The organism is Vibrio sp. nBUS_14, from assembly GCF_051201655.1.
GTDB lineage: Bacteria > Pseudomonadota > Gammaproteobacteria > Enterobacterales > Vibrionaceae > Vibrio.
The window spans coordinates 36,449-62,911 of sequence record NZ_CP179209.1 but is presented as its reverse complement, the minus strand read 5'-3'; the positions used below and the strand labels follow the sequence as shown (position 1 = coordinate 62,911).

Here is a 26,463-nt window from a genome sequence, read left to right as displayed (position 1 = left end):
AATATCCTTATGTTTCGCTACAAGAAGAGCCATAGGCAAAGCAGCTGTAACACCTGTGATGCTTCATGCTTATTCTCTGATCCTGACTGAGTTTGAGATCGCTAGCCATTTCATATTCAAGATCATCATCAACCAGAGTACAGGCATACACTTTCATTGTCCCATTTCGCTTTACTACCATTTTGGAGAAATGGCACATAAACTTTTCCCGGCTTTCAGCACTTTGATAGTGGGTCATACAGTGTTCACTAATATGCGGGACCTGTGGCAGAGAGCCTGGAGATAGAAAATCAGGAAAGGCAACCATAGGCAGATCCTCAGGCAGGCCGTTGAGGGCAAAAAGTTGCTTAAAACCTCGCTCAATCTCTGTTGTGTTTTCATCTTTTTCCATATGGCGGGCAACGGAAATATGAAAGCCTCGCTTATGCAAGGCGTTTAAGCCGGTAATAGCCTTGGCAAAGTTACCTTCTCCCCGGTGAGCATCATGGCTGGCGGGATCCAGATGATCCAGGCTAATTCTTAATGAGATGGGATAGGGGTTAGCCGTTAGCTTTGTGAGTTTATCCAGGCGTTTGATTAAGGGCTCCGTGCCATTGGTGAGCACCAGAACGGGCTTGTATTGTGAGGCGTAATCAAGGATCTCAATGATCTCCTTAACCAGAAAAGGTTCACCGCCAGTAAAGGAAAAATTCTCGACACCCATTTCCAGAGCCTGAGCTATATAGGGTTTAACCTCGGCCAGTGTTGGTGAACCCAAGCGTTTATCGGTTGGGTTTGAACCTTCCAGGCAAAAGTCACAGGCCAGATTACAGCGTGTTCCGGTATGAAACCATAGCTCTTTTAACAGTCCCGGCTGGATATAGCCGCGGGGCTCGCCTTGCGGTGTATAGTTCCAGGCGTTTGATTTTTTTGTTGCTATCATTACAAACCCTTAACAGCATCCATCGCTGTTGTTTTGGTCCTTGTCCTGGTCAAAAGGCAGGCTGGTTCCGCAGCCATCAAAGATACCAAAGTGAGTATCGAAATTGCCGATAAATTCAAAGTGCGGTTTAAATCTTGTGTCATGTAGCATCTTCCAGGTGTTGCCACAAACGGGGAAGACTTTGCCTGTTTCGATATAGTGGTGTTTATCCAGGGTAAAGGCATTGGGCTGGTGCTCTATGCTGCCTTTATAAATAACAGCTTGGCCATAATCTTCACAGTGACTTTCCAGGTCGAGTAACTTAAACAAGCGGTAGGTTGCCGAGAAGAAGTTGATATGTCCTATTTTGGCGCTGATCTTTGGATTATCTATGGTGATAGGCCTATCACTGACCAGCCGTGGATCGGCGAAACCGGCTTTTTTGGCCAGGTTGATAAAATCGTTCCAGTAGAGAGCGCCACTTAAACATTCGCCATATAGCAAGGGATCATTAACCAAGGTTTGCGGAACACGGCGGTCGGTATAGACATCGGAGAAATAGATTTCCCCCCCTGGTTTTAGTAGGTTAAAAGCCTGTTTTAGGACAGCTTCCTTATCAGGTGATAGGTTGATAACACAGTTGGACACAATGATATCGAAGCTGGCAGGCTCAAGATCTAGTTCATTCAGCTTTTCGATATAACCTTCTTTAAAGCTGGTATTGGCTTTGGCAAAGTCAAATTTTTCTCTATGGTATTCGATATGGCGATTGGCGACCTCAAGTTGCTCATCTGTCATATCTACGCCAACGACATCACCCTGTTCGCCGACCAGTTGAGCCAGGGCATAAACGTCACGACCCGAGCCGCTACCAAGATCAAGAATTTTGGCTCCTTTCAGTTGCTCTGGGCAAACCAGACCACAACCGTAGTAGCGCATCATCACCTCATCGTGAATATTGCTAAGCACAGGTTTTAAAAATTCTGGCATCGCATCATCGGTGCAACAGGCGTTGGTTTGTAGATCATCTGAGCCTTGTAAAGTTTTCCCGTAATATTCCTGTACTTGATTATGCATAGTGAGATGTCTTTATTAGTTGATTTATCTGAGTGATCAGAGCTTGTCTGGCAGGGCGTTTATCCTGGCTAAGATCTTGCGCTAATTGAATCAGTTGCTCTTGGGTATCTATGTCGTATGTTGATGCGGTATTTGCGACTGTGAGCTGATGCGACTGACAAAGTTGTTTGAGTGATGAACCAAGCAGGTCTGTACTCCAGGGTAAATCTGTCATATCAGGCCAGGGCTTTTTACAAGCCATTATTGTTACGCCACCATCGAGTGCAGGACAAAGCGCTACGTCATGGTTTTTTAAGGCTTCTATGGTTTCCTGATAATCCCTCGCCGATAAAATGGGCGCATCACTTCCGATATAGATGATTTGCTGATGGCCTTGGGCCCTCAGCTGCTGATCCAAAATATTGAGTCGTTGACCTAAATTACCTTCAACTTGTGGAATAATTTGAGTGGGCTTTGTTAGTAACTCTGCGGCCCACTGTTTGTCACTGGTATGAGACGGAGATACCACTATCTTTCCATGCCAGCAAGATAAATCTTCCAGGGCACAAGCAAGTAGATGCTGGGCAAAAATTAATGCTTTTTCAGCCCCTATAGTTTTAGCAAGGCGCTGTTTACCCTGGTGTAATGCGGGGCGCTTACAGACTAAAACCAGAGTGGCGTCGTTCGTTAAATTGATAGTTTTCTCCTTTCTTACCAAAGATTGTCTTTTCCCTGATTGAAGAGACCTGAGAAAATAAATATAAATTTCAGCTTCTTGGGGATTAATATTGACTTTGTTAACAGAGCAACCCTAACCAATTGATTTGGGTGTAGATCTTTTAGAGAGACGAATCTTCAGATAATAACCTTTTAGATCAGATAGATAGATTTTGATCAAGATGTAAAGGGAGCCATTTTGTGGTACTTATCAGTTCTCACACAGAAGAACCGGCGACTGTGTCGCCTGAGCGGCCTACGGCCGAAAACAAAGAGACTCAACCTACTAGGGTGCTTTACATGGATCGTTTATCCTATAGGTCATGCATCCGAATAAGCCCATCAAACAACTCTTCAATGCCAACGATACTTGGCTGAACTACCTCAACAAGTACCGAGAAACCCTCCGAACCGTCGTCATTGAAAACGTCACCAAGATGCTCGCTTGCAGTACCGCTGCTTTTGGCTCTAAAGAGTATCGATGCACTCATGCTGACTGCACCCATCACAAATACATTCACCAGACGTGTAAATCTCGCTTTTGCAGCAGTTGTGGCATAAAAGCCACAGAGCGGTGGATACGAAAGCAACAACATGTCTTTCCTGAGTGTGAGTATCAACACGTTACGTTGACGCTTCCTCACACGCTGTGGCCAATCTTTCGGGATAATCGTTTTCTTCTCAATCATCTCTTTAGCTGTGCAGCCAAAATCTTCTTAGGATGGGCAAAGCAACTCGATATCGATATTGGCGTGTTCTGTGCACTTCATACCTACGGCAGAAAGCTGAATTGGAATGTGCACATCCATTTGTCTGTCACACGTGGTGGTTTATGTAAGAGGACAGGTCTATGGAAGCCCATTTTCTTTAAAGCTAAGACCACTGAGAAGTGTTGGCGCGGTGCCATCACTCAACTTCTCAGCTCCAATTACTCAGAGTTAGACTTGAGTGGAGAGGACTGCCCTTTCATTCGTAATGAGCAAGATTGGTCCCGATTTTTAACCAGCCAATATTGCCGTCGATGGAAACTGCACTTTGCAAAGAAAACAGCCAACGTGACGCCCACCATGACTTACCTCGGTCGATATCTAAAGCGACCGCCCATATCAGCGTCTAGGTTACGACATGATTTCCAAGGAGGATTAGTGACATTTGATTATCTTAATCATAGGAATGGTCAGACGGAATCCCTCATTTTGAGTCCAGAAGCTCTGATAGAGCGCATGATTGAACATATTCCTGATAAGCACTTCAAAATGATTCGATACTTCGGTTTTCTATCAAACCGACGTCGTGGTGAGATGCTCCCTAAGGTCTACGATGCCTTAGGCATCGCCCCTAAAGACGCACCTGAAATGCCCGGCTACGCCGCCATGTTGAAAGGGTATGTGAAGGTTGATCCGTTTGAGTGCATTCTTTGTGGGCACCGTTTAACGTTTCTTCGCTTTAGGGCTGGGGAGCCGCTGTCAGAGCTGGTCCACCATGCTCTGGTTCAAGCCCAAATCAGGTCAATTTAGGCATTTCTTAGGATGAGAGTATCTGAAATAGCGAAAACAGCGTGAAAGTGTTCAACAAACATCCGTGTTTAGATTGTAGAGCAGAAGTTAGGTCTGTCCGGGACTCATTCTGACGTGAGTTATGCCGCGATTGTTCAGGTCAGGAAACATTGAGATTCCTTACCTTCCAGATAAGCACTTCAAAATGATTCGATACTTCGGTTTTCTATCAAACCGACGTCGTGGTGAGATGCTCCCTAAGGTCTACGGTGCCTTGGGTGTCGCTCCTAAAGACGCACCTGAAATGCCCGGTTACGCAGCTATGCTGAAAGGGTATGTGAAGGTTGATCCGTTTGAATGAATTCTTTGTGGGCACCGTTTAACGTTTCTTCGCTTTAGGGCTGGGGTGCCGCTGTCAGAGCTGGTCCACCATGCTCTGGTTCAAGCCAAAATCAGGTCAATTTAGGCGTTTCACAGGATGGGTGTATCTGAAATAGCGAAAACAGCATGAAAGTGTTCAATTAACACCCGAGTTTCGATTGTAGGGCATAAGTTAGGTCTGTCCGGGACTCATTCTGACGTGAGTTATGGCGCGATTGTTCAGGTCAGGAAACATTGAGATTCCTTACCTTCAAGGCGTAGCCATTCTTGCTGAGATCTATGCTGAGACATTTTCGAGTACCTTTAACGATAAAAGTTAAAGGTTACGACGTTTATTAAAAGGATTGAATGAGTCGATTTAAAGACGCTTACCTCGAGTCAGCAGCATCTTGTTGATCTTTTAGTAAGCACTCATCTGTCCATACTTGCCTTAGATAACACGCAGATCATCTTTGAATAATCAATTACCCAATTTACTTTTGGCCTTTTCTACTCACACGCTCGGCGCAATCCCGTAGCTGGCGTAGCCAGTCGAAGGGTGAGCAAGCGGAATATCGCAAATGCCTTTCTATGGCACTGTCACTGTAAATCTACCCCTTCGATCAAGTTAGACATGCGTACAGTACTGACGGGCAACGCTGTGGCGTTGCTGTGTCGGATTTGGGCGATGGATAACTATTCGCTCGTACCTCACGAAAGTTACCCACACACAAATCTGGTGCGATCACCACTGTTAATTAATTCTTATGTCTATTAATTCTTTTGTTTTAGTTACCTTGATATCTTGAGGGTTCCCTTTACATAATTCTTTAGGAATCCATAACTTAAAATCTTTAGGGGGTGAGTAAAAGGTAAGTTTCTTATTGTTTTGATAGAAAATTCAGAAGGATTTTTGCTCTGCTAAGATGGCGTTTAACACTGTTTTGATAAGAAGATCACACTGGTATTTGTCTAGGTGTGGTGGAGCCTACCGAGCTAACGGCATGAATGAAGCTTAATGGAGTTATTCAGGAGGTGTATAATCTTCCCATTCGGGTTGATAAGAATCTTGTGATGTCGCTTTATGTGTTTCATTAAGCGTACGATCTACATGTGCGACTCTAGAGTTGGCAGCAGCTTGTCGAACTTGTTTTTCTTTTTTCTTTTTTCTCAAGTTACGGTTGAGTATGGCTTTGGCTTTGCTGTAGAACAGCCCAAATTTCTCAAGGACAAATTCGTACTTGTTAGCAATTTGTCGTGGTGCAGCTTCGCCCTCTACTTGAATGAACTGAGCGGTTGATATTAGACGACCTGACTTTTTGGCCTTGCTAATTAACTCTGTAACGTAATTAACGCAACGACCCATTCTTGCAGCGATCTGTTTTCGGTTTGGGAATGCACATTGATTTGAAAGGTTGTAAAAGGTAGATATAGCAATGAGTAAAGCTTTCTCATCGGCCGGAATGCTCTCGTCGCAAGCAATTACATCAGTCAACTGGTTGTGATGTTCTAGAGGCGTTAAGGTTCGATTAGGTGTTGTCATGACACATACCTTCTACACCAGACCATAAAAGTGCTTTAACACTGGTTGAGTGTGAATGATAGATGTGTCTATTTTTTATAAGTTGCGGAGAGCAACTATTGGCTAATTTTTTCATGTTTGATTCCGTAAGGTTTGGGGTGTTCCGGGTGCGAATCCGAAACATGTACAGTAATAATGTATATTACTTGATCAAAAAGATCAAATTATTGATTTTTAGGTATAAAAAAACCGCCTACTTACGGAGAGGCGGTTTTTTTACGAATGCTATGATGTCAGATTCGCGGTCCAACACATTCTAACTTTAAAAAATACACTACATAGTAAACTATGTAGTAGCGTGCTATGTAATGCACTTTTACTTTAAAGCCTATGGATATTATCGATTAATATGTTTGTGAAATCAAGAAAGAAAAACTTTACAAAGTTAAAGGAAATTTGACACCCATTTGACTTCACCAATGATCCTTATTTGTTCATGTTTTGCTGTTTCATCACTATAGTTGGGATTGGCGCTATGAATTATTATCTGATTTATACCATTACGTAGTTCTTTAACCCGTAAATGCCCCTCTTGGTCAAAAACATAAAAATGCCCATCAATTAAATCGGTCAATTGTACATCAATTGCAATTATGGCCCCCTCTAGAATTGAGGGCTCCATGCTGTCACCAGATACATGGATACATTTTATATTTTCTTTTGATGAGCTCTTAATGGCATTTCTAGGAATAAAAATTGTTTGTGCAATTTCGTTTTCAATAAAAGCTCCACCCCCACCAGATGCTTTCACATTAGGATAATAGTCTACTGGTATATTGTACTCTGGGGGATGCTTTAGTTCGAGTTTTCCATTGGTAAGCCACTCTATAGATACCTCTAATACTTCAGCTAATTTGAATAAACTCGCCCCTTTAGGAATGTTTTCTTCTCTCTCCCATTGGGAGATAGATGTCCCAGTTACTCCTACTTTCTTTGCAAGCTCACGTTGACTAAGCCCCAAAGCCATTCTTTTGCTTTTTAATTTCGAACTTAAACTTTTCATGTAGATAATTTAGAACAAAACTTGAAAGAAAAACTTTTTAACAATGATGATTTTGAGGTTAAAACTTTACATGCGCAAGTGGTTGCTTTATTATTTGCATAAATAGCTGTTCAAACATACATGTATGCTCTTTAGCTATCTTGTGAGGAGTGAGTCATGAATGAAGGAATCGAAGGTCGATGATGACAAAAGAAACCGGTATTTCAGTAAACGTAAAACTTGGTGATAAGCACAATGCGATACTCAATAACTCTAAAAAGTTGAGTGGCAGAAGTAAGCGTCAGGAGGCGGCCAAGCGTTTGGCTGATCATTTAGAGCGTTACGGTGCTCAATGGGAGCTGCCTGTTAGCCAAGATAAGAACTGATTTTTTTGCTTCTCATGATCCTATTTCAGGGTTTGAGCGGCATGAAAGATCTGGTTTCGTTGGAGCGGTTAGGCTGCCGCTCCTGCGAGAGCCTAAAGTAACACTATGGTCAAAGGACGCGGCTTCGCGGCCTGGGATAGACCTTAATTTAACCCAAATAAATTAGAGCATGTGTACGCTAACCTGAAAAATGGAACGGACAAGCGTAGGCCGATACTGTCAGGGTCGGGAATGTGTCCAGTTTTAGCCCTTTCGCTGGGACTAATAAGCCTAGATTGCGAGGGAGCGCACTGTTTCAGTGCGCTTTCCTTTGCCTTTTTGTACAGAAGGCAAAGGAAACCCATCAAAAGGAGCGCACTATGTTGGCGATTATCTTTGCGGCCTCGCAAAATCATGACCTTAATTCGTTTGCTGGACCCATCAATCAACATCTGTGTATTAAGCGAATCAAACCTTGTGGTCACGTCGATGGCCAAATCCTCTTTGCTGCACTGGTCGAGTCTCCTGATCCGATCACATCGATTCCACCCCAAGAATTTCAGTTATTAACGATCCACACACCGACACTAAGAGCACGTGCCTTGAAGAGGCCCGTCTCTAATATTGGTCAATCTCAGAAATCAAAACGCGCAATGAAGCGCTACCTTCGCGCTGAACAAAAGCGCACCTTGTCTGAACACTCGTGGACCCAATTTTTTAAACGTAAGCACGTCTTTAACGCTTACCACGCGCCGTTACATTCGTAACCCGCCTCACATTCATTCCATTTATCTCTCTTTTGCCTTAACCCACAGCCGTGAGTTGAGTGCATTGGTATCGGCCGACTTTGGCTGCATCTGCCCTTAAGGGCTTACTTATCGATAAAAACAAGGAACTTTGCACATGCAAATCACAACTCCTCACGCCCGTGGGCGTGTTTTACTTCTGCTCGGCATGGCAACGCTGTGTGTCTTAGCCACTGAGCCAGCCATGGCAGCGGCCACGGACTTATTCGCCACTGGCAAAGAGATGGTCAAGAAAAACGCCGGGGACGACTCGGGGATCGAAACCGCGATGCTCGGCTTTTCCGCGCTCAGTGCGGCCGTGGTGGGCATCACTTCGCGTAACTGGTTTGGGGCGGTCGGCGGTTTCGCTGGCGGCATGATGTTCTGGGAAACGGTGAAACCGCTCGTCGGGTTGGCCTAATACGGAGGCGGCGTAGCCATGAATCTCAATGCGCAGTATTACTCAATACCCAAGTACCTCAATTCGGGCAAGCGGATGTGTGGCTTACCTCGTGAGGAGCTGCTTCCGGCGCTGTGTATCTTCGTACTCGGCTTTTTTGCCAAACACTATGCCATTGGCTTTGTGTTAGCGGCCGCCTGGTTTATGGGACTTCGGTACATCAAAACCCAATACGGTGAGCACATCGTCGCGTACGCCCTTTATTGGTGGGGCAGCGCTTCGATAAGTCGCATGGTGTTTCAGCATACGCCGCCTTCGATTCAGCGTTATTGGTTGTCTTAAGGAAAAGCGATGGAGATTTCAAACAAAAAAGACCTGTTGGCGATGAGCAAGTTGCTCAATGTGTTTTTGGCGGTCGGGTTTCTGCTCGCCAGCCTGACTAGCGTAGGGTTAGGCGGCGCGCTTGCCTACCTGTCGTTTAAAGAGAGTCGAACGTTGGTGCCGCCCACGCTCTCGCGCGCGTTTTCGGTCTCCGATGGCGATGTCGATGAGGCGTATTTGTCGTTGATGGGCAGCTATTTTCTGCACCTGAAATACGACCTCACCCCCGCCAGCGTTTCACGTCAATACGGGTTACTGCTCGATTATGTGCCCGCTCCTTACTGGGCCGATATTCAGCCTTCGTTGGTGTCGGACGCCGAGCACATCATCAAAAGCAACATATCGAGCCGGTTTGTCCCAGACAACGATGGCACCTTAGTGGCACTCGAATCGATGCAATTTAAGCAATCGGGCACCCTGTACAAAAGTGTGGGGGATCGAGACTTAGCGCCCGAGCTGGTGACGGTCGTGGTTCAGATGGCCTACCCCAATGGGGTGCTTGAGCTTGTGGGTATCAAAAAAGAAGGAGTCCCATTGTGACACGTTTTTTCATTATGGTGCCGTTACTGGCGGCGCTGTTGAGCCCTGCCGTGCTGGCGGACAATGTCGCCAAGCGCGTGATTGATTTCACCGATGGGGACACCATTCCCGTCTCGCTCTCATCGCTCAACATAAACCGCTTAATGGTCAAAGGCGATAAAATCGTTAACCTCACTTGTCCGAGCGGGTTTTGTACGACCACTGCCAACCAAAAAGACAAAACGGGCTCGGTGTCGCTCAAAATCAACATTCAATTGCCGTTTAACGTGCATGTAACGACCCAAAAAGGGCGCGTTTTTTCATTGTTTGTGAGCCCAAAAAAGACGCCGTCGGGGGTGACCGAGTTTGCGCCTAGTGATGCCGATAGGCTTCGCCCTTCGGTTTTTGAACGTGAGTTTGATTATCCGACGGCGCTCGCGCAGTTCACCAAAAAAATGATGCTCTGGCAGCGAGACGCCACGCCGATTGACGGTTTCTCTGTGCATCCGGTCGACCCAAGCACGTTAGAGACTAAGTCCGGCGACTTACCGTTAACCCCTCAAGTGGTGTTTGTGGGGCAAGACTACTCGGGCATCATTTACGACGTCCACAATCGCTCAAGTGACGCGGTCACGCTCACCACGGCGCAGTTCTACAGTTACGCGGCGCACAGTGCGGCGCTCGATACGCTGACGCTCGCGCCTGGCGAGCATACTCATCTGTATTTAGTGACGGGCGGAGGAGTCAGCGATGTTCGATAAAATCAAAGCGCGGCTTTTTGATGATAAAGACGGCGATTTTGAGCGCGGCGGCGACATCAATGCCGAGACGACCCAGCGTAATAAACATCTGACAACGGTGGTGATGAGCACGTTGGTGGTTATCGTCCTTGGGGTGTATCAGTATACCCGCCCGAAAGCCGTCACCGCCGCGCCAGAGCAAGCCGTGACCTTTGGTGCCATTGTCGATAAAGACTTCACCGATAAGGACAACCAATCGGCCTTGTCTTTGCAGCAGCAGTTGATCGCAACGCTCAACAAAGAGATGCGCTCGCTCAAAGACACCATGGTTCGCCTTGAGAAAGACACCGAGCACCGCATCGACAGTGCGAAAGAAGATACCGCGTCTCTGGTCGAAGAGCGCGTGCGCCGTGAGATGCAAGGGACGGTCGATGCGCTGCAAGCCAAAATCACCGAGCTGCAAGCCAGCGCGCCGCTCGCGCCGGGTGAGAATAGGCATGAAGCCCCTATCACCGGTGATGAGTGGCTAGGCGAGCCGGAAACTTTTGGGCAAGCGAAGCTGCCGCCGCGTCCTATCCCGACCTCCCAGAATAACCCCGACATGGACCGCATGGCCTATTCTGATCGCCAGCAACACGCGTTCGCGCCGTCTCAGTTCGACAGTACCGATTTTTCCTGGGCTGAGGAAGTGAGCCCGGCAAAGCGCACTATCGATAACTACGTCCCCACGGGCACGTTTGTGACCGCGGTAGTCACCGGCGGGGCCGACGCCAATGCGGGGGTTCTGGGTCAAGGGGACACGACCCCAGTGGTGCTGCAAACGCTCAACGAAGGCATTTTACCGAATGGAAAAAAATCCAAGTTGAAGGATTGTACGGTCACCGGGGCGACCTATGGGGAGATCTCTTCGTCGCGCGGCATCGTTCGCACCAACCGCATGAGCTGTATCTTCGACAACGATGAGATATTGGATGTGGCGGTCAAAGGCACCGTGTTCAACTTTGGGCGCAATGGCATCCGCGGTACCACCATTTTGAAAAACGGGAAAGTGGTGCAAATGGCCGGTTTGTCGGGGATTTTAACGGGGCTTGGCGAAGCGGGGAAAGGTCTGTCAGAGACGACCTCAACGTCGGCGTTAGGCGCCACGTCCAGCGTGTCTGGTGAAGACATTGGGCTCAACTTACTGGGCAATGCGACCGCGTCCGTTGGCGCGAAATTGGCCGACTATTACATTGGGCTCGCGGAGATGTACCACCCGATTGTCGAGATTAACCCTGGGGCCATCGTGAACATCGTGTTTTTAGAAGGCTTCCCCCTCGATCCGATTGCGGCCGCTGAGTACGAACAAGCTCAAGCGGAGACCCATCAGTCTCAATCCAATCAAATCATGGAGGTGATCAGCAGTGTCACCGAAAACCCATTAGCCAACCAAATCAGCGCGCAAGGCATTCAAGTGCCGCCGTCGCCGTTTGGCCATCAATAAGGAGGCGCTATGCGCGTATTCTGGGTGTTATTGCCCTTACTTTTAAACGGCTGCGCCGCCGGTCTTGGTGAAGATTTCAGTTGTACTCAGGTCGGTGGCGCAGCGGGATGCACCACCATGGATGAGATACGTCGTCAGCCCCTTGGCACAACGGCGAAAGCGGCCGCCCCGGCCCCAGGCAATGTGTTTTTGACCTTGCCAAGGCGGGATCGACTAGGCGCGCCGGCGCGCACCGACGATGTGGTGAAAAAAGTCACGGTGTTTCCGTTTGTTGATCCGCTCGGGCATTACGTCGACACCACCGACATCTACGTGATTCTCGATGAGAGCCGCTGGACCGGGCGACCGCCCAAAGCCATTTGGAAGGATTAATCATGCTAAGAAAACGTTTCAAGGGGGCCGCGTCATTGGGGCTTGATGCGCTGGTCAAAGACGCCAACCGCCATCAAAACCACCTGCACCATGAGCTGCCTTATCGCGAGTTTGATGGAGAGCGTCAGATTTTTCACAATCGTCATTCACGCGGGTTTGCGCTCAAACTGTCGGTGTTGGGCGGGGCTAACGACGAATTGGTGGCCTCACTCAATAAGATGGTGATGGACTTTCCTCAAGGGGACAAGTGGGATTACCAGTTATCCATGTTTGGCCATCATCGCGTGGCGCATTATTTGGCGGCGAACGGTGAGGCGATGGCTCAGCGTGGCGGGATCTGCCGCCGCTTGGCCGAGGAAGAGGTGCGATACGCCGGCTTTTCTGCCACGCACGGGTTTTTCCACCGACAGCGGCACCGATTTGATTTGCGCGATTACGAGGCGTATTTCTTTGTGTCGACGAAAGAGAAAAAAGACGACAAGCTCGATGATGTGCGCGCCGCGATGGAAACCGTACTGCTGCAACTGGGCGTGGAGACCGAGCGAGTGACGCCGGCAACCTTGGTGACCTTTGCGGGCGATCTCTTAAACTTCGATGCCACGCAAGACCGCCCCCAAACGCGAGCCTACAATCCCTTTGATCCCATCAACCGCCAGGTGCTCTCCCCGGACACCGAAATACTCATGAAACGCGATCACATTGCCACGCGCTTCACCAACTCGAAAGGCCAAGAGACCCACGGTCGAACCGTGTGTTTAGGGCTGGCGCGCGCGCCGACCGATTTTCGGCTGTATGCCATGCCCGAAGCGTTCGCTTCACTGCGTAACGTGGCCAAGATGTTGACGTGCCCTCATGTGTTGACCTTGAGTTTTCGTCACAACGTCACGGGCAATTTTGAGCATCAGAACAACAAAAAAATCAGCGACCTGACCAAAACCTTGAAGTCACCGATGGCCATCCTCTCCCCAACGGCTGGCGATGAGCTCGAAGAGCGCACCGCCCTGCAAAAAGGCTTGGCTGATAAGGCGACCACCGTCTGCTCAATGGTGTTGAATTTAACCTTGTTCACCACCAAGGCGCAGCAACGCCGTGACGTGCAAGCGGCCAAAGAGGCGTTTTCAGCGACGGGGCTCGACATCAAAGAGCAGATTATGATGCAAAGTCAAAGCCTGCTCAGCGCCTTACCGTTTCTGATGAGCGAAGGACTGTGGGAAGACTGCGGCCGCGCGGGGCGGGTTCGGACCATGAAAAGCGCCAATGTGGTCAATTTTTTTCCTATGGTGCTCGACTTCAAACGGTTAGTCAGTGGCATGCTGCTGCCCACCATGCGTGGACAGGTGTCGTTTTTCGACCCGTTTCATTGTGGCAGTGACAACAAAAACATCGCGCTGACCGGCGGCTCAGGCGCGGGAAAAAGCTTTTTTACACAAGGCTTGGTGCGCAGCGTGTACGCCAAAGGGGGCAAGTGTTGGATCTTAGACAAAGGCGACAGCTACAAGAAGCTGACCTTGATGCTGGGAGGCTCGTACCTCAATCACAGCAACATCTTCTTAAACCCGTTCACGCACTTAGACCAACTTCAGCGCCATGCCCCTGCAGAGTGGGACGACGGCGAGCGGGTTGATCCGATGAAAGAAGCGCTCAGTAACATCACCGCGCTGTTTTCGACCATCGCCTCGCCCCATGCCGAGCTAGAAGGGTATCAGACCGCCGTGCTGGGTGATGGGATCTTAAGAGCCTGGGAGCAGCACGGCACGGCCACGCAAGTCGACGATGTGCAAACGCAGTTGTTTGCGCTGGCCAAAGAGCACGGTAATGACCGACGCATTCGTGATATTGCCGTGCAGCTCAATAAATATTGCGCCGATGGCGTGTATGGCGACACGTTCAATCGACCGTCGATGCTCGATCCCAATGTCGACATCACCACATTGGAGCTGGAAGGGTTTCCCGAAGACGTGTTGCGTCCGGTGGTGTTTGCCCTGATCGTATCGATCAACCAGCAAATGTACCTATCGGGCTCTCGCTCAACGCCCAAGATGTGCATCATCGAAGAGGCGTGGAGCTTGATGTCGGGCACCAATGCGCAAACCCGCACCTTCATCAATACCGGTTATCGCACCGCCCGTAAGTTTGGGGGCTCATTTTGTACGGTTACCCAAGGGATCGGTGACTTCTTCGTCAATGAAGAGGCGCGGGCCTCCTACGACAACTCGGACATTCATATTACGCTGCGACAAGGCGAAGGGTTTGAGAAGTTTTTGCAAGATAACCCGAAAACCTTCAATGAGTTGGAGCAAGGGATCATCAAAAGCTTCCCGCGCGCCTCGGACGCCGGCTACAGCTGCGTGCGCATTAAAGCGGGCGGTCACACCACCTATCACCGCGTGTTTTCAGACCCATTTACGCGCGCGTGTTACAGCACCGAAGCCCACGAGTTTGAATATTGTGAGCAGCTTGTTCAGCAAGGGATGGACACCCTAGACGCCATTGAAGTCACGGCGCAGCACTTCTATGGCCAAGAAATTACCGACTACCAACGCGCCCTTTCTCAACAAGCGCAAGGAGCCCTTCATGAGGCATGAGTTACACCGCCTGTTTAGCGTCTTGTGTCTGAGTGTGGCCGCTTCGGTGGCCACCACTTGGGCGCTGGACACGCCGCCTCCTCTGGTTAGCTTTGATGTTAAAAGCACCCTCGACCAGTACCACAAAACGTTACTGGACTCGTCTTTGACCGTCCCAGAGCAAGCCGACAAATTGGCGGCGTTTGCCAAGGTGATGAACGAAGAAGTGGCGGGTTACGCCAAGGCGCACGGTCAAGTGGTGCTCGTCAGCGCCGCGGTGGTCGATGGCACGCCGGACATCACCAATCACATTCAACGCGCCATCGTTGAGCGTTATCAACCGTAGGAGGCGCGATGCGACCCCTCTCTTACCTTGGGCTGCTCACGGCGCTGCTGGCCGCCCCCTTGATGGCCAAAGACCTTGGCCGCGTGGGGCCCACCTTCCCCATTGGGGAAATCGACATGCTGAGCTGGATACAAGCGCGTCTGAAGCAGTTTGAGCAAAATGGGAAATTGGCCCAAATGCAGCACGAATTTTCGGAACAAGTGAAAAAAAGTGTGCAAACGCCCCCGCCGCTGGCGCTTCGTACCACCACGGAGCCTAAGACGTATCTCGTTGACCCCAGCATTGTCGTGCCCAAGGACTTAACGGACGCGCAAGGCCGCGTGTTTGCCAAAGCGGGCACGCGAGTGAACCCTTTTGATACGGCGACGTGGCCCAGTGAAGCCCGTTTACCCCAGTTTGAGTACCGCAAAGCCTTGGTGTTTTTGGATGCGCGGGACCCGCGGCAATTGACGTTTGCTTTGGCGCTTAAGCACGACAAACCGCTGTTGTTCGTGTTGACCGGGGCAGCCCCAATCGCGTCGCGAAGCAACTTGGCCAACGCATTTACTTTGATCAACAAGGGACGCTGAGCGAGAAGCTGCGTATCCAAGCCGTGCCGAGTCTGGTTGAGCAATCGGGCAAGGCGTGGCGGGTGCAAGAGTTTGATGTTCAGCATTTGCGCCCTTTTGAGGAGTGACCATGATCCCTTTTCGTTTTTGGCGCGCGCTGGTGCTGTGCCTGGTACTACTTGGCCCACCGAGCGCCAACGCCGGTGGCGCGGCGTGCGTGAGTCGTTTCATCAACCCCATCACCGATGTGTGTTGGCGTTGCTTGTTCCCCATGACGCTCGGCTCGGTGCCCCTCATTCCCTCGGCTTACCCGGATACCCATAACCCCAGTATGCCGATCTCTTTTTGCCCTAAACCCCCGCCCATTTTCATGCAAATTGGACTCAATATTGGCTATTGGGAGCCATACGCCCTGACTGACGTGACAAGGGTGCCGTACTGCATGGTCAACATGGGGATGCAATTGGCGGGGGCCAATCAGCAAAAAATAGGCGGGCGAACCACTTCTCGCGAATCGACGTCGAGCGATGGCGGGTTTTATCACGCGCACTGGTACAAATACCCGCTGATATATTGGCTGCAATTGATGCAATCGGCGGCGTGCATGGCCACGGATAATTTTGATGTGGCGTATTTGACCGAAGTCGATCCCCTGTGGAATGACGATGAGCTGGCGTTCATTTTAAACCCCGAAGCCATCTTATTTGGTAACCCCATCGCCCAATTGGCCTGCATCCCTGAGTCCATCGCGACCACTACTAACCTCGCCCTGCCCTTTGATTTTCTGTTTTGGTGTTTGGGCTCGCAAGGCAGCGCTTATCCGTTAACGGGCAACACCAACTATCGAGATACTCCCATCCAAGCGGGCACGCTTATTATGGAGCGGCTGAATTACAAGCTGCATCGGCAAGGCATGGTGTGGGAAACGCGCGGTGAAGATGGCGCGGTGTGTTACCAGCACCCAACCCCGATCTTACCCAAGTCTCGATACCGCTATCAAATGAGCGCCCCCATTACGGACGCAGCCTGGTGTCACCCTTACACCACGACGACCACGATTTGGGAGATGGGCCACGATAACCCCACCACCGGCGATAACTTTGGTTTCGTGCAGTGGCGTAAACGTAATTGTGTCTTTCTGTAATCAGACCATAAGGAGAAACGAATGTCGCTTGTATTCAAAGCGCGCAGGGCCCTGGACACATACCAATTGAGGCGTTGCCTGCCAGATGATGCGCTTAACGCGTTTTTATTGCTCGCTCATTTAAGAGGCGTGCAGTTTCAATTTCCTTCCCGTTTTGCATCACAACAGGCGCGAGAAAACGCGCTTGCGCGATGGCTCGAACCATTGACGCTATCGGATGAGGAAAGAGCGCGATTTCTCGAAACGTACCTTCGGCCTATGTCGGTGTTTGATATCGGCGTCAGCGCCTGTTCGGCGGCCATCCACAGCGCTGAGCCCCCTGACTTTCCTTGCCAATTGTGCCAACGCTGTGCGCCCGGGTTGTTTGTTCACTATGGCGAGCCTTTGTCACAACGCTGTTGGTGCAGTCAGTGTCATCAAAATGGGCCGTGCATTGATGCCGCGTTAATTGAGCATTATCGACAATGCGGCATTGAGGAAGCCACCATCGAGCGCCAGCTCCCCAAAGCGCGATGGGGGTTAAGAGGTGAGGCGCCGTCTTATCAGTCGGTAGCATCGATTGAGCAGGCTTATCCCTTGGCGTTTAAGTCGTCGCGGTAAAATGTGTAATCGATGTTTGAATCCACCAGTGTAATACCCCACCACCACATTGTGAAAGATGGGTTCAAAGCCATTTGCTTCTAAGAACACACGACCAATGATGGTTCGGTGGTGACCATCATCGATATAAAGCTCGCCATCAATATTTCGAAAAGAGATATTTGGCTTCTCATGCTCAGGAAGGTAATACAAAGGAGATTCTTGAAGTTGTCTTGCGAATCGATGACCACGCTTCAATCCACTAGGGGCATCAATAGATGGAAACAGTTCCAGCCACGATTTCCCGGCGTATCGGGGTTCTAGGCTCCCCACTACATCGGATAATCGAACCGTTGTTACATGCCAATGTGGGCCACTGGCGTTAATCGATCTCTTTTTGACGTTTGAAGGCCCTTGGTAGAGCACTCGGTGTGAAAAATGCAGTTTAGTCACGTCTTTTTGCGTAAAGGCTGTTTTCAATCATTCCTCTCGGTCATACGTCATCCAGAGTTTTATCACAGCCTAGTTCAATGTGATGGGCAAGACAAACCAGCATAGCTATCACGTTCAATCGCCATGATTTCGCTCATCTAGGAGTATAACTTGTCATTATTATCAACTAACTCGCCCCCTAACATAGCGTCGCTTGCGGCTTTTTTGGCGAAGTGTCAGCAAAGCGGTATTCGACTGATTTTCTCTCACGGTGCGGAGAATCACCGTTATCGACAGAGTGAATTATCCGCCCTAGTCGCGCCGCTCAAGCTGAGAAGGCATGAGAAAAAAGCGCTCATTAATGAGGCGCTCATGCCTTTGTTTACTTATACCTTGAGCCCGAGTGATGTACATCAGGCCATCGAAAATGAGACGCAGCCTCCATTGCCTAGTCAGGTGTGTGATGCCTGTGCGCCTGGCGTGTTTCAGCATTATGGTTACCTAGTGGCCGATCAAGGGTGGTGCAGTCAGTGCCATGGCCGAGGTGAGTGTTTAGATATCGCGCTGATTGAATATTACCGGCAATGCGGTATTGATGATGAGGCGATAAATGATCATTTACCTCGAAAGCGATGGAACTCACTAGGCGGAGGGCCCCCCTATACCTACCAATCATTAGAAGCCATCAAAACGCAATATCAACACGTCTTTAATCAACGAGCCAATCAAAGAAGAAAGTAAGCCATCCTCATCGTTGTTCGCTTTATCCACCTTTTTATTGGCTTCTGAGTTAACCCACCTTTTAACTTGAGCTCGCTTTTGGCGGGGTAGGCTTGCCTGCCCTGTCAAAAGGAGTACCACGCTTGCGTGGAGCTTTTATTTCGTTGAGGTCTTTATGTCTCCTTTCTTCTCTTGGGTTGCCATGGCTGCCCTGCTTGTGTCGACCTTGTGTCACGCGTACACCCCAGAAGAGCTTCAAGCGTTCAGTGAGCTTGAAGCCTCGATGCTGACCAATCCGGTTTCAAACGAGACGGCACGCACCATCGACGCTCAATATCAAGCCAGTGATGCGCATGCCGCCAAGGCGCAAGAGATGGCCCGGTTTTGGCAGGAAAAATTAAAGCCCCAACACCTTGAGCGGGTCATCGATATTCCAGAGCCGAAACAAAACCCCAATGCGGCCCCAACGGGGGTGATGGTGTTTGTGTCTTTGACGATGCCGGACGCCACGCTGCGAGCCCTACTCAAGCAAAGTGAGCAGTGGCAAGTGCCCTTGGTGATACGGGGCGTGCTACCTGACGGCTTTCCAGCAACGGCGAGACGCATTCAGTCGTTACTGAAAACCCAAACGCTTGATGCGCCCATTCAGAGCGGGTTTGCCATTAACCCGGAATGGTTTCGCACCTTTGAGGTGACCGAAGTGCCGACCTTCGTCGCGGTTAAGCCAGGGCGATGCCTCCCTAAGCAGCCTTGCGAGGCCAGTGACTTTGACCGTTTGACGGGGAACGTTTCGCTGCCTGACGCGCTCCACTTATTGGCCGAAGGGGATAACCCCGAGGTGGTTCGTTCGCTATTGAGGAAAGGTGATGAATAAGACGTTCTTTTTCAGTGTGGCGGCGCTATTGCTCCTGATAGGTTTGCCGTTGTCCGTCCAGGCCGATGCGCAGGGCGATAAATATTACGATAACGTCGATTGGGTGAAACATGCCCAGCAAGCGGTCCCTGCCAGAGCTCAAGGCCAGTTAAATGCCGGCGACTACTGCGCAGAGCCTGGATGTGAGCGTAAAATCGCGAGACCCGAGGAAGCGAGCCTGACCGACGGCAATATGACATCGAAAAAGCAGTCGGCGATGCACAGCAACGCCGAGGCGCAAGCCGTAAAAAGCAGCTTCGATCAAGGTCGCCCAACGGTGAAAAACAACCCCGCGTATGAGTTTGCGCTCGTTGCCCAAGACAACGCCTATGAAATCAGTCATGGCATTTCCAATCAATACGTCGATTGCGATAACGCCACCCAATGCACCATAGATTACCTCCCCAAAGTCTGCCGCCAACCGACCAACAACAACGTACCCTGCACAAAAGTGCCTCAATTTTCGGTGACAACGACAAGCGGAACAGTATCTAAAGTTTGCCGCTGGGACTTGTATAATTATGCGTGGTCAGATTCGTCTCCGCCATGGCTGCAATGGAAAGGAATCGTTTCAAATGAAGACAGTCCCAATATCTTTTATACTAGAGGTAAATTCCGTATGTCTGGCTTTGGTTTAGGGCCTGACCAGTATGAAATTTGCAGGCATGAAACGCAGTGCCCTACCGGCTACACCTTATCCGGCGGTAACTGCATAAAAAACATCGTTCGATGGACGTCTCATTGCTCGCTACTCAAAGAGTGCAAGGTGACCTCTCAGCGTTGTGTTGAAGGCAGAGCGACACGTCGCATCAATGGCATACCCACCACACTCAATTGCTGGAAATATCAAGTCAATCATCGATGCACTCGACCGAACACGTGTCTTGCGCTGCCTGCCGATTGCACCACCACTGCCACCCATTGCAGCGCACAACAAAAAGGCGTGTGCATTGAGCAGGAGCTGAAAAAATCTTGCCCTGAAAAGCGGTGTAGCAGCACCAATCTCATGTGCGGCGAAGAGAGCTTTTGTCTCGATGGCGACTGCTATGGCGAAATGCCGACCCCGTCCGACGACTTTAATGAATCCGCCGCCGCGCTCGCGGCCTTGGCTAAGGCCGCCGAAGGGCTGGGCGATCCACCCAAAATTTTCACTGGCCAAGGCCAAACCTGTAGTAAGAAAATCGCGGGCATTGCCAACTGCTGTAAAGACGGAGGCTGGGGTACTGATATCGGTCTCGCCCGTTGCAGTGAGCAAGAAAAGGCGCTTGGCAAAGCCAAGGAGGACAAATTGACCATTTATTTAGGCAGTTATTGCGCCGAAAAGGTACTCGGTAAGTGCATTCGTAAAAAGCAGGCGTACTGCCTGTTTGACAGCTTATTGGCGCGCATTGTTCAGCAGCAAGGCGTTCAAGGGCAATTGGGCCTTAGTCTCGGAACGCCCAGAGCGCCGGTGTGTGGGGCCATCACCCCAGAGCAAATGCAGCAAATCAATTTTGAAGACATCGATTTTTCAGACTTTTTTGCTGAGATGAACAGCAATACTAATCTGCCCTCATCCAATGAAATCCAAGACCGTATTTCCAGTGCCATGGGAGGATAAACAATGACGCACATTGCACGCGCCCTGCTTGCGCTGACCCTGCTTTATGGGGGCAGCGTGCAGGCTAACCAGTCCCCCCAGGGCTGGAAGTGGTACAACGAGCCGGCGGCCAAACCGGACCCTAAGAAAACGCCCCCTAAGCCCATTCCCCCCAACCAAACCACGCGAGTGATGAGCGCGACCGAGCAAATGGACTGGTTTCATCAGACCTACAAGGAAGCGCTTAACGACGCCACGATTAATTCGAAAGACGAAGACAAGCTCAAAACGGTGATGCAACTTCATCAGTTCATTGGCGAACGGACCAGTGAAACGGGCATGACCTTTAAAAAAGTGTTACACGCCAACCCAGCGCTTTCTTATCTAAAAGACCGCCCAGCCGAGTTTGCGGCGCGTGGCACCTATCACCAATTAGAGCGAGACAAGAAAATCGCGGCGGTGGCACAAATGCGAGACGAAGGATGGGGCTTTTTCTTTGTCTATGACGGCCAAGACGCCCTCAGCCAGAAGCTGGCCCCCTCGATGCAAAGCTTTGCCGATACGCACGGGATTGAGATTTTGGGCTTATCCCGCGACCGCACCTTTGTGTCCGGCATTCGGGAAAACCGAGCCAACGACAACAAGGTGGCCGTGCCTTATGCCCCCGCCCTGATTTTAGTGAACCCGAGTACGGGCGAGATGAAACCCTTGGCGTACGGCTTTATCTCTCAAACTGCGCTGTTAGGCCGTTTTTATAACGTGGCCAACGACTATCAAACCCCCGATTTTTAAGGCAGCGAACGCTTGCCGCGACCCAAAGAGTCTATGTATGTTAATCCGAACCCTACTAGTATGCCTTTTCGCTTGGCTCCCCCTATCGACGGCGCAGGCCGCCCAAAATGACGATTATGCGATGGTGTTTTTCTTTCGTAGTGATTGCCCTTACTGTCACCGCTTTGCACCGAAACTGAAACACGTCACCGAGCGTCATCAACTGCAAACCTACGCGTTTTCACTTGATGGTCAATCCATTCCCCACTACCCCGTGCCTATCCCGGCCACGCCAGAGATAGGGGCGATGTTTTTTGATAATCCGCGCAGCGTGACCGTCCCGGCCACCTTTTTGATCAATGTCCATTCCAGAAAGTTTGTGCGCTTATCGATTGGCGATGTGGCCGCCGATGTACTCAACCAAAGTGTCACGCGCATTTTAGGCGATCCGAAGACTCTGGAGGCGTTGCAATGAATCCAACAAAACGACGACCAAGATGGCGTCCCTTCGCCCTCGTAGTGGGGCTAAGTGGACTCATGATAAGCAACGTGCAGGCGGGCGGCGTCAATGGCTCTCTGGACAGCTTTTTTAACGGTTTGGGTTACAACACGAATGTGACGCACCCGAACGCCTACAAAGGCCAAGCGGCCAGTTATTACAACGCGGGCTCGCTTTCGCTTCGCTCCCCCATCATGAGCGTTCAGTTAATGGATGTAACACTGCCCGACCTGTCGGCCGGGTGTGGCGGCATCGACCTTCATATGGGCGCCTTTTCTCACATTAGCTCCGATGCCCTGGTGCAGTTTGGTAAAGCGGTGGTGCAAAATGCGGCCCCTTTTGCGGTCGATTTGGCACTGCAAATCTGGGCACCACAAGTCAAACAAATCCGCGACAACATGCAATCCATCGCCGATGAGTTTCTCAACCAATCCATCAACTCGTGTGAGGCCGCGCAAGCGGGGGTTAGAGGGTTAGCCGCAAAGTTTGGGGGACCGGATGCCAAAAAACACGTCTGCAAAACACTGGGGACGAAGGACAATGTGTTTGACGACTGGGTCTCCTCTCAAACGGAATGCGGCGTCGGTGGTCAAGCCAAAGCGCAATTGGCCAAAGCGCGCGCGGATGATACCTCGGGGCTCGATGACATCACCAAGACCAGCCACAACATTGTTTGGTCAGCGGCGGTCAAAAACCAATGGTTAGCCAAAGACAAAGCCTTGGCGGAGTTTTTGATGAGTTTATCGGGCACCTACGTCTACGATGCCAACGGAAAACCCAACTATTACGCGTCACTGCTGGCCGATAATAACAACTTGGTGCAAGCGCTACTCAAAGGCGGGAAGGTGGAGTACTACAAGTGTGACAAACAAGGCCCAAAAGCCTGTCTGTCACCGAAGAAGAAAGAACTGACGTTAGCGCAAGACAAAGGGCTGGAATCGCGCATACGTAAAACGCTCGAAGCGCTTTACATGAGCGTCGCCAACGACACTAAACTCACCAAGAGTCAAAAAAGCTTTTTGGAATACACCGAAACGCCCGTCCTTGCTGTGTTCGTGAGCTCGGTCAGAAGCAATCAGTACCCGAACTTTGCAGCGTATTCACGCATCATTGCGATTGAGCTGTTGACGCGCTACCTCAACAACATGTTGACGGTGGTGTCCACGTCCCTCAATCAAACGCAAGTCGATAGCAAAGACATCGATCTCATTATGAGCGACGTCGACCGCGCTCGCCGCTTTACAGACGGCCTCGCCGACAAAGCCAAACGACTGATTTTAACGCAGGAGCAACTGACTCAGGCGTATAAAGAAACGGATCGAGACGCCATGAGTAAGGTCAATAAGCAACTTCTACAAAACCTGTCTTTTGGAGGGTAACGTGACACTCGAATACTACACCTACACCCAAGGCGCGGCGATACAAAAAGCGCTCAATGCCATTGCCATGTTTTTTGCCAGCCAATCGTTCGCCTCGATGATGTCCATCAGTCTTATGATTGGAGCGGCCCTGACTTACGCGCACTTTGTGGCGTCACGTAACCCAAAGCACATTTACATGTGGGCATTGGTGTTTACCTTGGTGCCCTCGATGTTGATCAAGCAAACGGTGACCATGCAGATCATCGATAAGACCGAGCCGAGCTCGGCGTATACCGTGGGCAACGTACCCTACATCGTGGCCCTGCCAACCTGGTTCTTTTCCACCTTAATGGCGGGCAGCGCCGATGCGATCGAGTCTATCTTTACGACGGTGGACGATGAACGTTATGGCCGCACAGGCATGATGTTTGGCTCCGAGCTTTATCAATTGTCACGCCAAGCTGACTTAAAAGACACCGAGCTGCGCCGGTTATGGGATGACTTTTTCAAAAACTGCATTGTTGGCGACATCCAAATCAACAAGAAATACTCCTGGGACTCGCTCTTAAACGCGCCGGACATTTTTACTTTTCTCGATGGGCAGAGGATGAGCCCGCTACGCGGGGTGATATTGAACGATATCAACCAGACCTTTCAAACGTGTGAGGAGGTCTACCCTGACATCAAGACACAATTCTTGGGCGAGTCCGCCGAAGAGCTGGATTTGATTTCGACCTACCTTAATGGCAGTAAAGCGAGCACCTACAAAGCGCACGTGCAAAATGCCATGTCGAACAGTTACCAAAAATACATTGGGATAAGTAATAACGCCGTCAATGTGCTCAATCAAAACATGGCGATGAATGCCATTCGTCACAGTATCAATACCCTCGACCCATCGGCCTCGGCCATGAACTACGCGTACACCTCGAACAAGATGCAGCAAACCTCGATGTGGGCCACCTTGGGGATGCAAGCGCGTGAGTTCATCCCCATGATGCACACCATGCTCTTTACCTTGTTCAGCTGTCTTGGGTTCATGGTCGCGGCGGTGGCGCTGATCCCCGCGTTCACCAAGATGGTGCTGGGCAACTACATTAAGACGTTTGCGTATTTGGCGACGTGGCCCGCTTTGTTTGCGCTCCTCAATGCCATCATGACGTGGACGCTCGAATCGCATTCAAGCGCGACGGCCAATCCAATGAAAGGACTGTCGCTGTCTAACGGTAATGCGCTCGATGAGCTGCACATGCGTTACGGTTACATGGCGGGCTTTTTAATGATGTCGATCCCGGTCTTAGCGGGCAAAATCCTGCAAGGTGGGGTGGCTGCCGCTCAGGCCATGAACTATCAATTGGCCAGCATGATTAACAGCACCAATGCGCGCGTGTCGGCGGCCTCTTCGACCGGCAACTTGGACTTTGGTAACTTGCAGATGCAAAACCACAGCTTCAATAACACCTCGGCCAATAAGTTTGACGACAATCTCCTGATGCGAACTGGGATGAGCACCGCGCAGCAAGCGGATGGCACCAGTGTGACGCGCTTTCAAAACGACGGCGGCCGTAGGACGTACAACGCCCAAGAAGCCGAATCCAAACCGTTGTGGCAAGCGCAAGCCTCATCCATGCTGCAAAACAGCATCAATGATCAATACACAGACGCGAAAACCGCTCAAACGCAGCACATGAACAGTTTCAATGACAGCTTTTCAAAGGGCTTTTCGCAAAGCGACCGTTGGAATGACAACTGGAGTCACAATCGCAGTTATGGGGACGGTCAATCCATGTCGACGGAAGGCCAAATCAGTCAGTCGCATTCGAAAATGGAATCGGCCATTCAGAGTGTGTCGGAGACCACCGGCTGGAGCCACGACCAAGCGAAAGCGTACGTGACGGCAAAAAATGCCGGTATTGAAGTGGGCACCCCATCCTTCTTTGGAGCGAGCGCAAAAGCGGGCGTCAGCTGGAGTCAAGATGACCGAGAATCGTTCAGTCATATGAGCGCGGAGCAGAAACAAGCGCTGTCTCAAGCCACAGAGCAATACACCGAAGGGGCCACAGAGATGCAGCGCGCGGGCCGCACGCTCGATGCGAAGGACAACCGCAGTGAAGCAGAGCAGTACGCGCACGACTTTGCGCTCAACTTCCAACGCACTCAACAAACGGCCGCGGCGGTCAACGCGTCCAATGCGGACGTCGACACCCTCAGTCACATGCAGTCAAGATTGAAAAACGACACGGTGAACTTCAGTGCCAGCGCCATCACGGGTTTTCAGCAGTATTTGGAGGATAGTAATCCTAAAGAAGTGGCTCGCCTGATGAATGCCTACAAGCCGGAGGATGTGCAGCGTGTTCGAGAGTTATTCAATGAACACGCTCACAGTGACGATTTTCAAAAGCACTACGGGGTCGACACCTCAAAAGCCTCTCTTGAGGCGCTTAAAGATCGCTATGAGCCGCAAGATTTAAGCACGTTGCTGACGCTTAAGCCTGAGCAGAGTTCGTTTATTAGCTCGGGAGCCAGCAAGGCGCGCGCTCAGACCGATGAAATCTCGGCGGAGATGTTTCAGCTCAATGAAAGTGGGCAATTGTTTGTTGATAGCACTTACGACAACGTGAAAGGTAATGCTTTGTTGTACGCGGGTCACATGCAGAATCAAGTAGAGTCAACGTTGTCGTCTCCTCCGGTTAAAACGGGTTCAGTAGAAACCGTCGTAGAACCAGAGGTGGAGCCAGTCAAACCGACGCGGGTGGGCAGTCCGACCAATACGAGCTACCCTCTTTATCAACCGCCCCAAAGCAGTGGTTAAAAAAACAGCGCTGTATATTTAAACACATAGTAAACTGTGTTAATATGGCGGCACGG

At 50.4% G+C, this 26,463-nt stretch carries 26 protein-coding genes and 1 pseudogene; 21 read left to right on the top strand and 6 right to left on the bottom strand.

Translation table 11 applies throughout. The features are described from left to right. Window positions 1-7 precede the first annotated feature (7 nt). Genes ACMAZD_RS26445 through ACMAZD_RS26435 form a run of 3 tightly spaced genes read right to left on the bottom strand, consistent with a single transcriptional unit; the run spans window position 8 to window position 2,675 of the window. The gene (locus ACMAZD_RS26445) at window positions 8-922 is read right to left on the bottom strand and encodes a radical SAM protein (RefSeq protein WP_435250652.1); all 915 of its coding nucleotides are present in this window, start codon (window positions 920-922) and stop codon (window positions 8-10) included. Window positions 923-931: 9 nt separating this feature from the next. After that, window positions 932-1,978, bottom strand: a complete 1,047-nt coding sequence (locus ACMAZD_RS26440; protein ID WP_435250651.1) for a methyltransferase domain-containing protein — start codon at window positions 1,976-1,978, stop codon at window positions 932-934. Next, the gene (locus ACMAZD_RS26435) at window positions 1,971-2,675 is read right to left on the bottom strand and encodes a TIGR04282 family arsenosugar biosynthesis glycosyltransferase (protein ID WP_435250650.1); all 705 of its coding nucleotides are present in this window, start codon (window positions 2,673-2,675) and stop codon (window positions 1,971-1,973) included. Before ACMAZD_RS26435 ends, ACMAZD_RS26440 begins: the two co-directional genes overlap by 8 nt. A 322-nt stretch (window positions 2,676-2,997) precedes the next feature. On the opposite strand from ACMAZD_RS26435, the gene ACMAZD_RS26430 reads away from it, so the two are divergent. Continuing rightward, window positions 2,998-4,191: an IS91 family transposase gene (locus tag ACMAZD_RS26430; RefSeq protein WP_435250649.1), complete on the top strand. Its 1,194-nt coding sequence runs from the start codon at window positions 2,998-3,000 to the stop codon at window positions 4,189-4,191. A gap of 154 nt (window positions 4,192-4,345) precedes the next feature. After that, window positions 4,346-4,636 (top strand): annotated as a pseudogene (locus ACMAZD_RS26425) (IS91 family transposase); the annotation flags it as partial. Window positions 4,637-5,554: 918 nt separating this feature from the next. Here ACMAZD_RS26425 and ACMAZD_RS26420 read toward each other — a convergent pair. Both ACMAZD_RS26420 and ACMAZD_RS26415 read right to left on the bottom strand, forming a co-directional pair. Then, entirely contained in the window at window positions 5,555-6,073 is a 519-nt protein-coding gene (locus tag ACMAZD_RS26420; RefSeq protein WP_435250648.1) for a hypothetical protein, read from the bottom strand. A gap of 424 nt (window positions 6,074-6,497) precedes the next feature. After that, window positions 6,498-7,115 (bottom strand): S24 family peptidase, encoded by a 618-nt coding sequence (locus tag ACMAZD_RS26415; protein WP_435250647.1) that lies wholly within the window; start codon window positions 7,113-7,115, stop codon window positions 6,498-6,500. Between the two features lie 179 nt (window positions 7,116-7,294). On the opposite strand from ACMAZD_RS26415, the gene ACMAZD_RS26410 reads away from it, so the two are divergent. The 12 genes from ACMAZD_RS26410 (at window position 7,295) to traU (ending at window position 16,741) form a co-directional block, all read left to right on the top strand. Continuing rightward, window positions 7,295-7,480: a TraY domain-containing protein gene (locus ACMAZD_RS26410; protein WP_435250646.1), complete on the top strand. Its 186-nt coding sequence runs from the start codon at window positions 7,295-7,297 to the stop codon at window positions 7,478-7,480. Between the two features lie 359 nt (window positions 7,481-7,839). Continuing rightward, entirely contained in the window at window positions 7,840-8,226 is a 387-nt protein-coding gene (locus tag ACMAZD_RS26405; protein ID WP_435250645.1) for a hypothetical protein, read from the top strand. 187 nt (window positions 8,227-8,413) lie between these two features. Beyond that, window positions 8,414-8,665, top strand: a complete 252-nt coding sequence (gene traA, locus ACMAZD_RS26400) for a type IV conjugative transfer system pilin TraA (protein ID WP_435250685.1) — start codon at window positions 8,414-8,416, stop codon at window positions 8,663-8,665. 18 nt (window positions 8,666-8,683) lie between these two features. Further along, complete coding sequence (traL, locus tag ACMAZD_RS26395) at window positions 8,684-8,986, top strand: type IV conjugative transfer system protein TraL (RefSeq protein ID WP_435250644.1); 303 nt, start codon at window positions 8,684-8,686, stop codon at window positions 8,984-8,986. A 9-nt stretch (window positions 8,987-8,995) separates the two neighbouring features. Next, a complete protein-coding gene (gene traE / locus ACMAZD_RS26390) occupies window positions 8,996-9,565 on the top strand; it encodes a type IV conjugative transfer system protein TraE (RefSeq protein ID WP_435250643.1) in 570 nt (189 codons plus the stop codon). 14 nt (window positions 9,566-9,579) lie between these two features. Continuing rightward, window positions 9,580-10,305 carry a type-F conjugative transfer system secretin TraK gene (traK, locus tag ACMAZD_RS26385; RefSeq protein WP_435250684.1) on the top strand — a complete coding sequence of 242 codons (726 nt, stop codon included), beginning with the start codon at window positions 9,580-9,582 and terminating at the stop codon, window positions 10,303-10,305. Then, window positions 10,295-11,767 (top strand): TrbI/VirB10 family protein, encoded by a 1,473-nt coding sequence (locus ACMAZD_RS26380; protein ID WP_435250642.1) that lies wholly within the window; start codon window positions 10,295-10,297, stop codon window positions 11,765-11,767. Before traK ends, ACMAZD_RS26380 begins: the two co-directional genes overlap by 11 nt. A gap of 9 nt (window positions 11,768-11,776) precedes the next feature. Then, window positions 11,777-12,139 carry a type IV conjugative transfer system lipoprotein TraV gene (gene traV / locus ACMAZD_RS26375; protein ID WP_435250641.1) on the top strand — a complete coding sequence of 121 codons (363 nt, stop codon included), beginning with the start codon at window positions 11,777-11,779 and terminating at the stop codon, window positions 12,137-12,139. A 2-nt stretch (window positions 12,140-12,141) separates the two neighbouring features. Beyond that, a complete protein-coding gene (gene traC / locus ACMAZD_RS26370) occupies window positions 12,142-14,724 on the top strand; it encodes a type IV secretion system protein TraC (protein ID WP_435250640.1) in 2,583 nt (860 codons plus the stop codon). Beyond that, window positions 14,714-15,049, top strand: coding sequence for a TrbI F-type domain-containing protein (locus ACMAZD_RS26365; protein ID WP_435250639.1), 336 nt, complete (start codon window positions 14,714-14,716; stop codon window positions 15,047-15,049). Before traC ends, ACMAZD_RS26365 begins: the two co-directional genes overlap by 11 nt. A gap of 8 nt (window positions 15,050-15,057) precedes the next feature. Then, window positions 15,058-15,618, top strand: a complete 561-nt coding sequence (locus tag ACMAZD_RS26360) for a type-F conjugative transfer system protein TraW (RefSeq protein ID WP_435250638.1) — start codon at window positions 15,058-15,060, stop codon at window positions 15,616-15,618. A 109-nt stretch (window positions 15,619-15,727) separates the two neighbouring features. Next, window positions 15,728-16,741 (top strand): conjugal transfer pilus assembly protein TraU, encoded by a 1,014-nt coding sequence (gene traU, locus ACMAZD_RS26355; RefSeq protein ID WP_435250637.1) that lies wholly within the window; start codon window positions 15,728-15,730, stop codon window positions 16,739-16,741. A 519-nt stretch (window positions 16,742-17,260) separates the two neighbouring features. On the opposite strand, the gene ACMAZD_RS26350 is transcribed toward traU, so the two are convergent. Then, complete coding sequence (locus ACMAZD_RS26350; RefSeq protein ID WP_435250636.1) at window positions 17,261-17,800, bottom strand: hypothetical protein; 540 nt, start codon at window positions 17,798-17,800, stop codon at window positions 17,261-17,263. 123 nt (window positions 17,801-17,923) lie between these two features. Between ACMAZD_RS26350 and ACMAZD_RS26345 the strand changes: the two genes are divergently transcribed. The 7 genes from ACMAZD_RS26345 (at window position 17,924) to ACMAZD_RS26315 (ending at window position 26,407) form a co-directional block, all read left to right on the top strand. Then, the gene (locus ACMAZD_RS26345) at window positions 17,924-18,493 is read left to right on the top strand and encodes a hypothetical protein (RefSeq protein WP_435250635.1); all 570 of its coding nucleotides are present in this window, start codon (window positions 17,924-17,926) and stop codon (window positions 18,491-18,493) included. A 154-nt stretch (window positions 18,494-18,647) separates the two neighbouring features. After that, window positions 18,648-19,346 carry a type-F conjugative transfer system pilin assembly protein TrbC gene (gene trbC, locus ACMAZD_RS26340; protein ID WP_435250634.1) on the top strand — a complete coding sequence of 233 codons (699 nt, stop codon included), beginning with the start codon at window positions 18,648-18,650 and terminating at the stop codon, window positions 19,344-19,346. Continuing rightward, window positions 19,339-20,985 (top strand): type-F conjugative transfer system mating-pair stabilization protein TraN, encoded by a 1,647-nt coding sequence (gene traN, locus ACMAZD_RS26335; protein ID WP_435250633.1) that lies wholly within the window; start codon window positions 19,339-19,341, stop codon window positions 20,983-20,985. Before trbC ends, traN begins: the two co-directional genes overlap by 8 nt. Before the next feature lie 3 nt (window positions 20,986-20,988). Continuing rightward, the gene (gene traF, locus ACMAZD_RS26330; RefSeq protein WP_435250632.1) at window positions 20,989-21,756 is read left to right on the top strand and encodes a type-F conjugative transfer system pilin assembly protein TraF; all 768 of its coding nucleotides are present in this window, start codon (window positions 20,989-20,991) and stop codon (window positions 21,754-21,756) included. Window positions 21,757-21,793: 37 nt separating this feature from the next. Then, a complete protein-coding gene (trbB, locus tag ACMAZD_RS26325; RefSeq protein ID WP_435250631.1) occupies window positions 21,794-22,210 on the top strand; it encodes a type-F conjugative transfer system pilin assembly thiol-disulfide isomerase TrbB in 417 nt (138 codons plus the stop codon). Beyond that, window positions 22,207-23,613, top strand: coding sequence for a conjugal transfer protein TraH (locus ACMAZD_RS26320; protein WP_435250630.1), 1,407 nt, complete (start codon window positions 22,207-22,209; stop codon window positions 23,611-23,613). The genes trbB and ACMAZD_RS26320 overlap by 4 nt, the downstream gene beginning before the upstream one ends. Before the next feature lies 1 nt (window position 23,614). Continuing rightward, window positions 23,615-26,407, top strand: coding sequence for a conjugal transfer protein TraG N-terminal domain-containing protein (locus tag ACMAZD_RS26315; RefSeq protein ID WP_435250629.1), 2,793 nt, complete (start codon window positions 23,615-23,617; stop codon window positions 26,405-26,407). The last annotated feature ends 56 nt before the right edge of the window (window positions 26,408-26,463 follow it).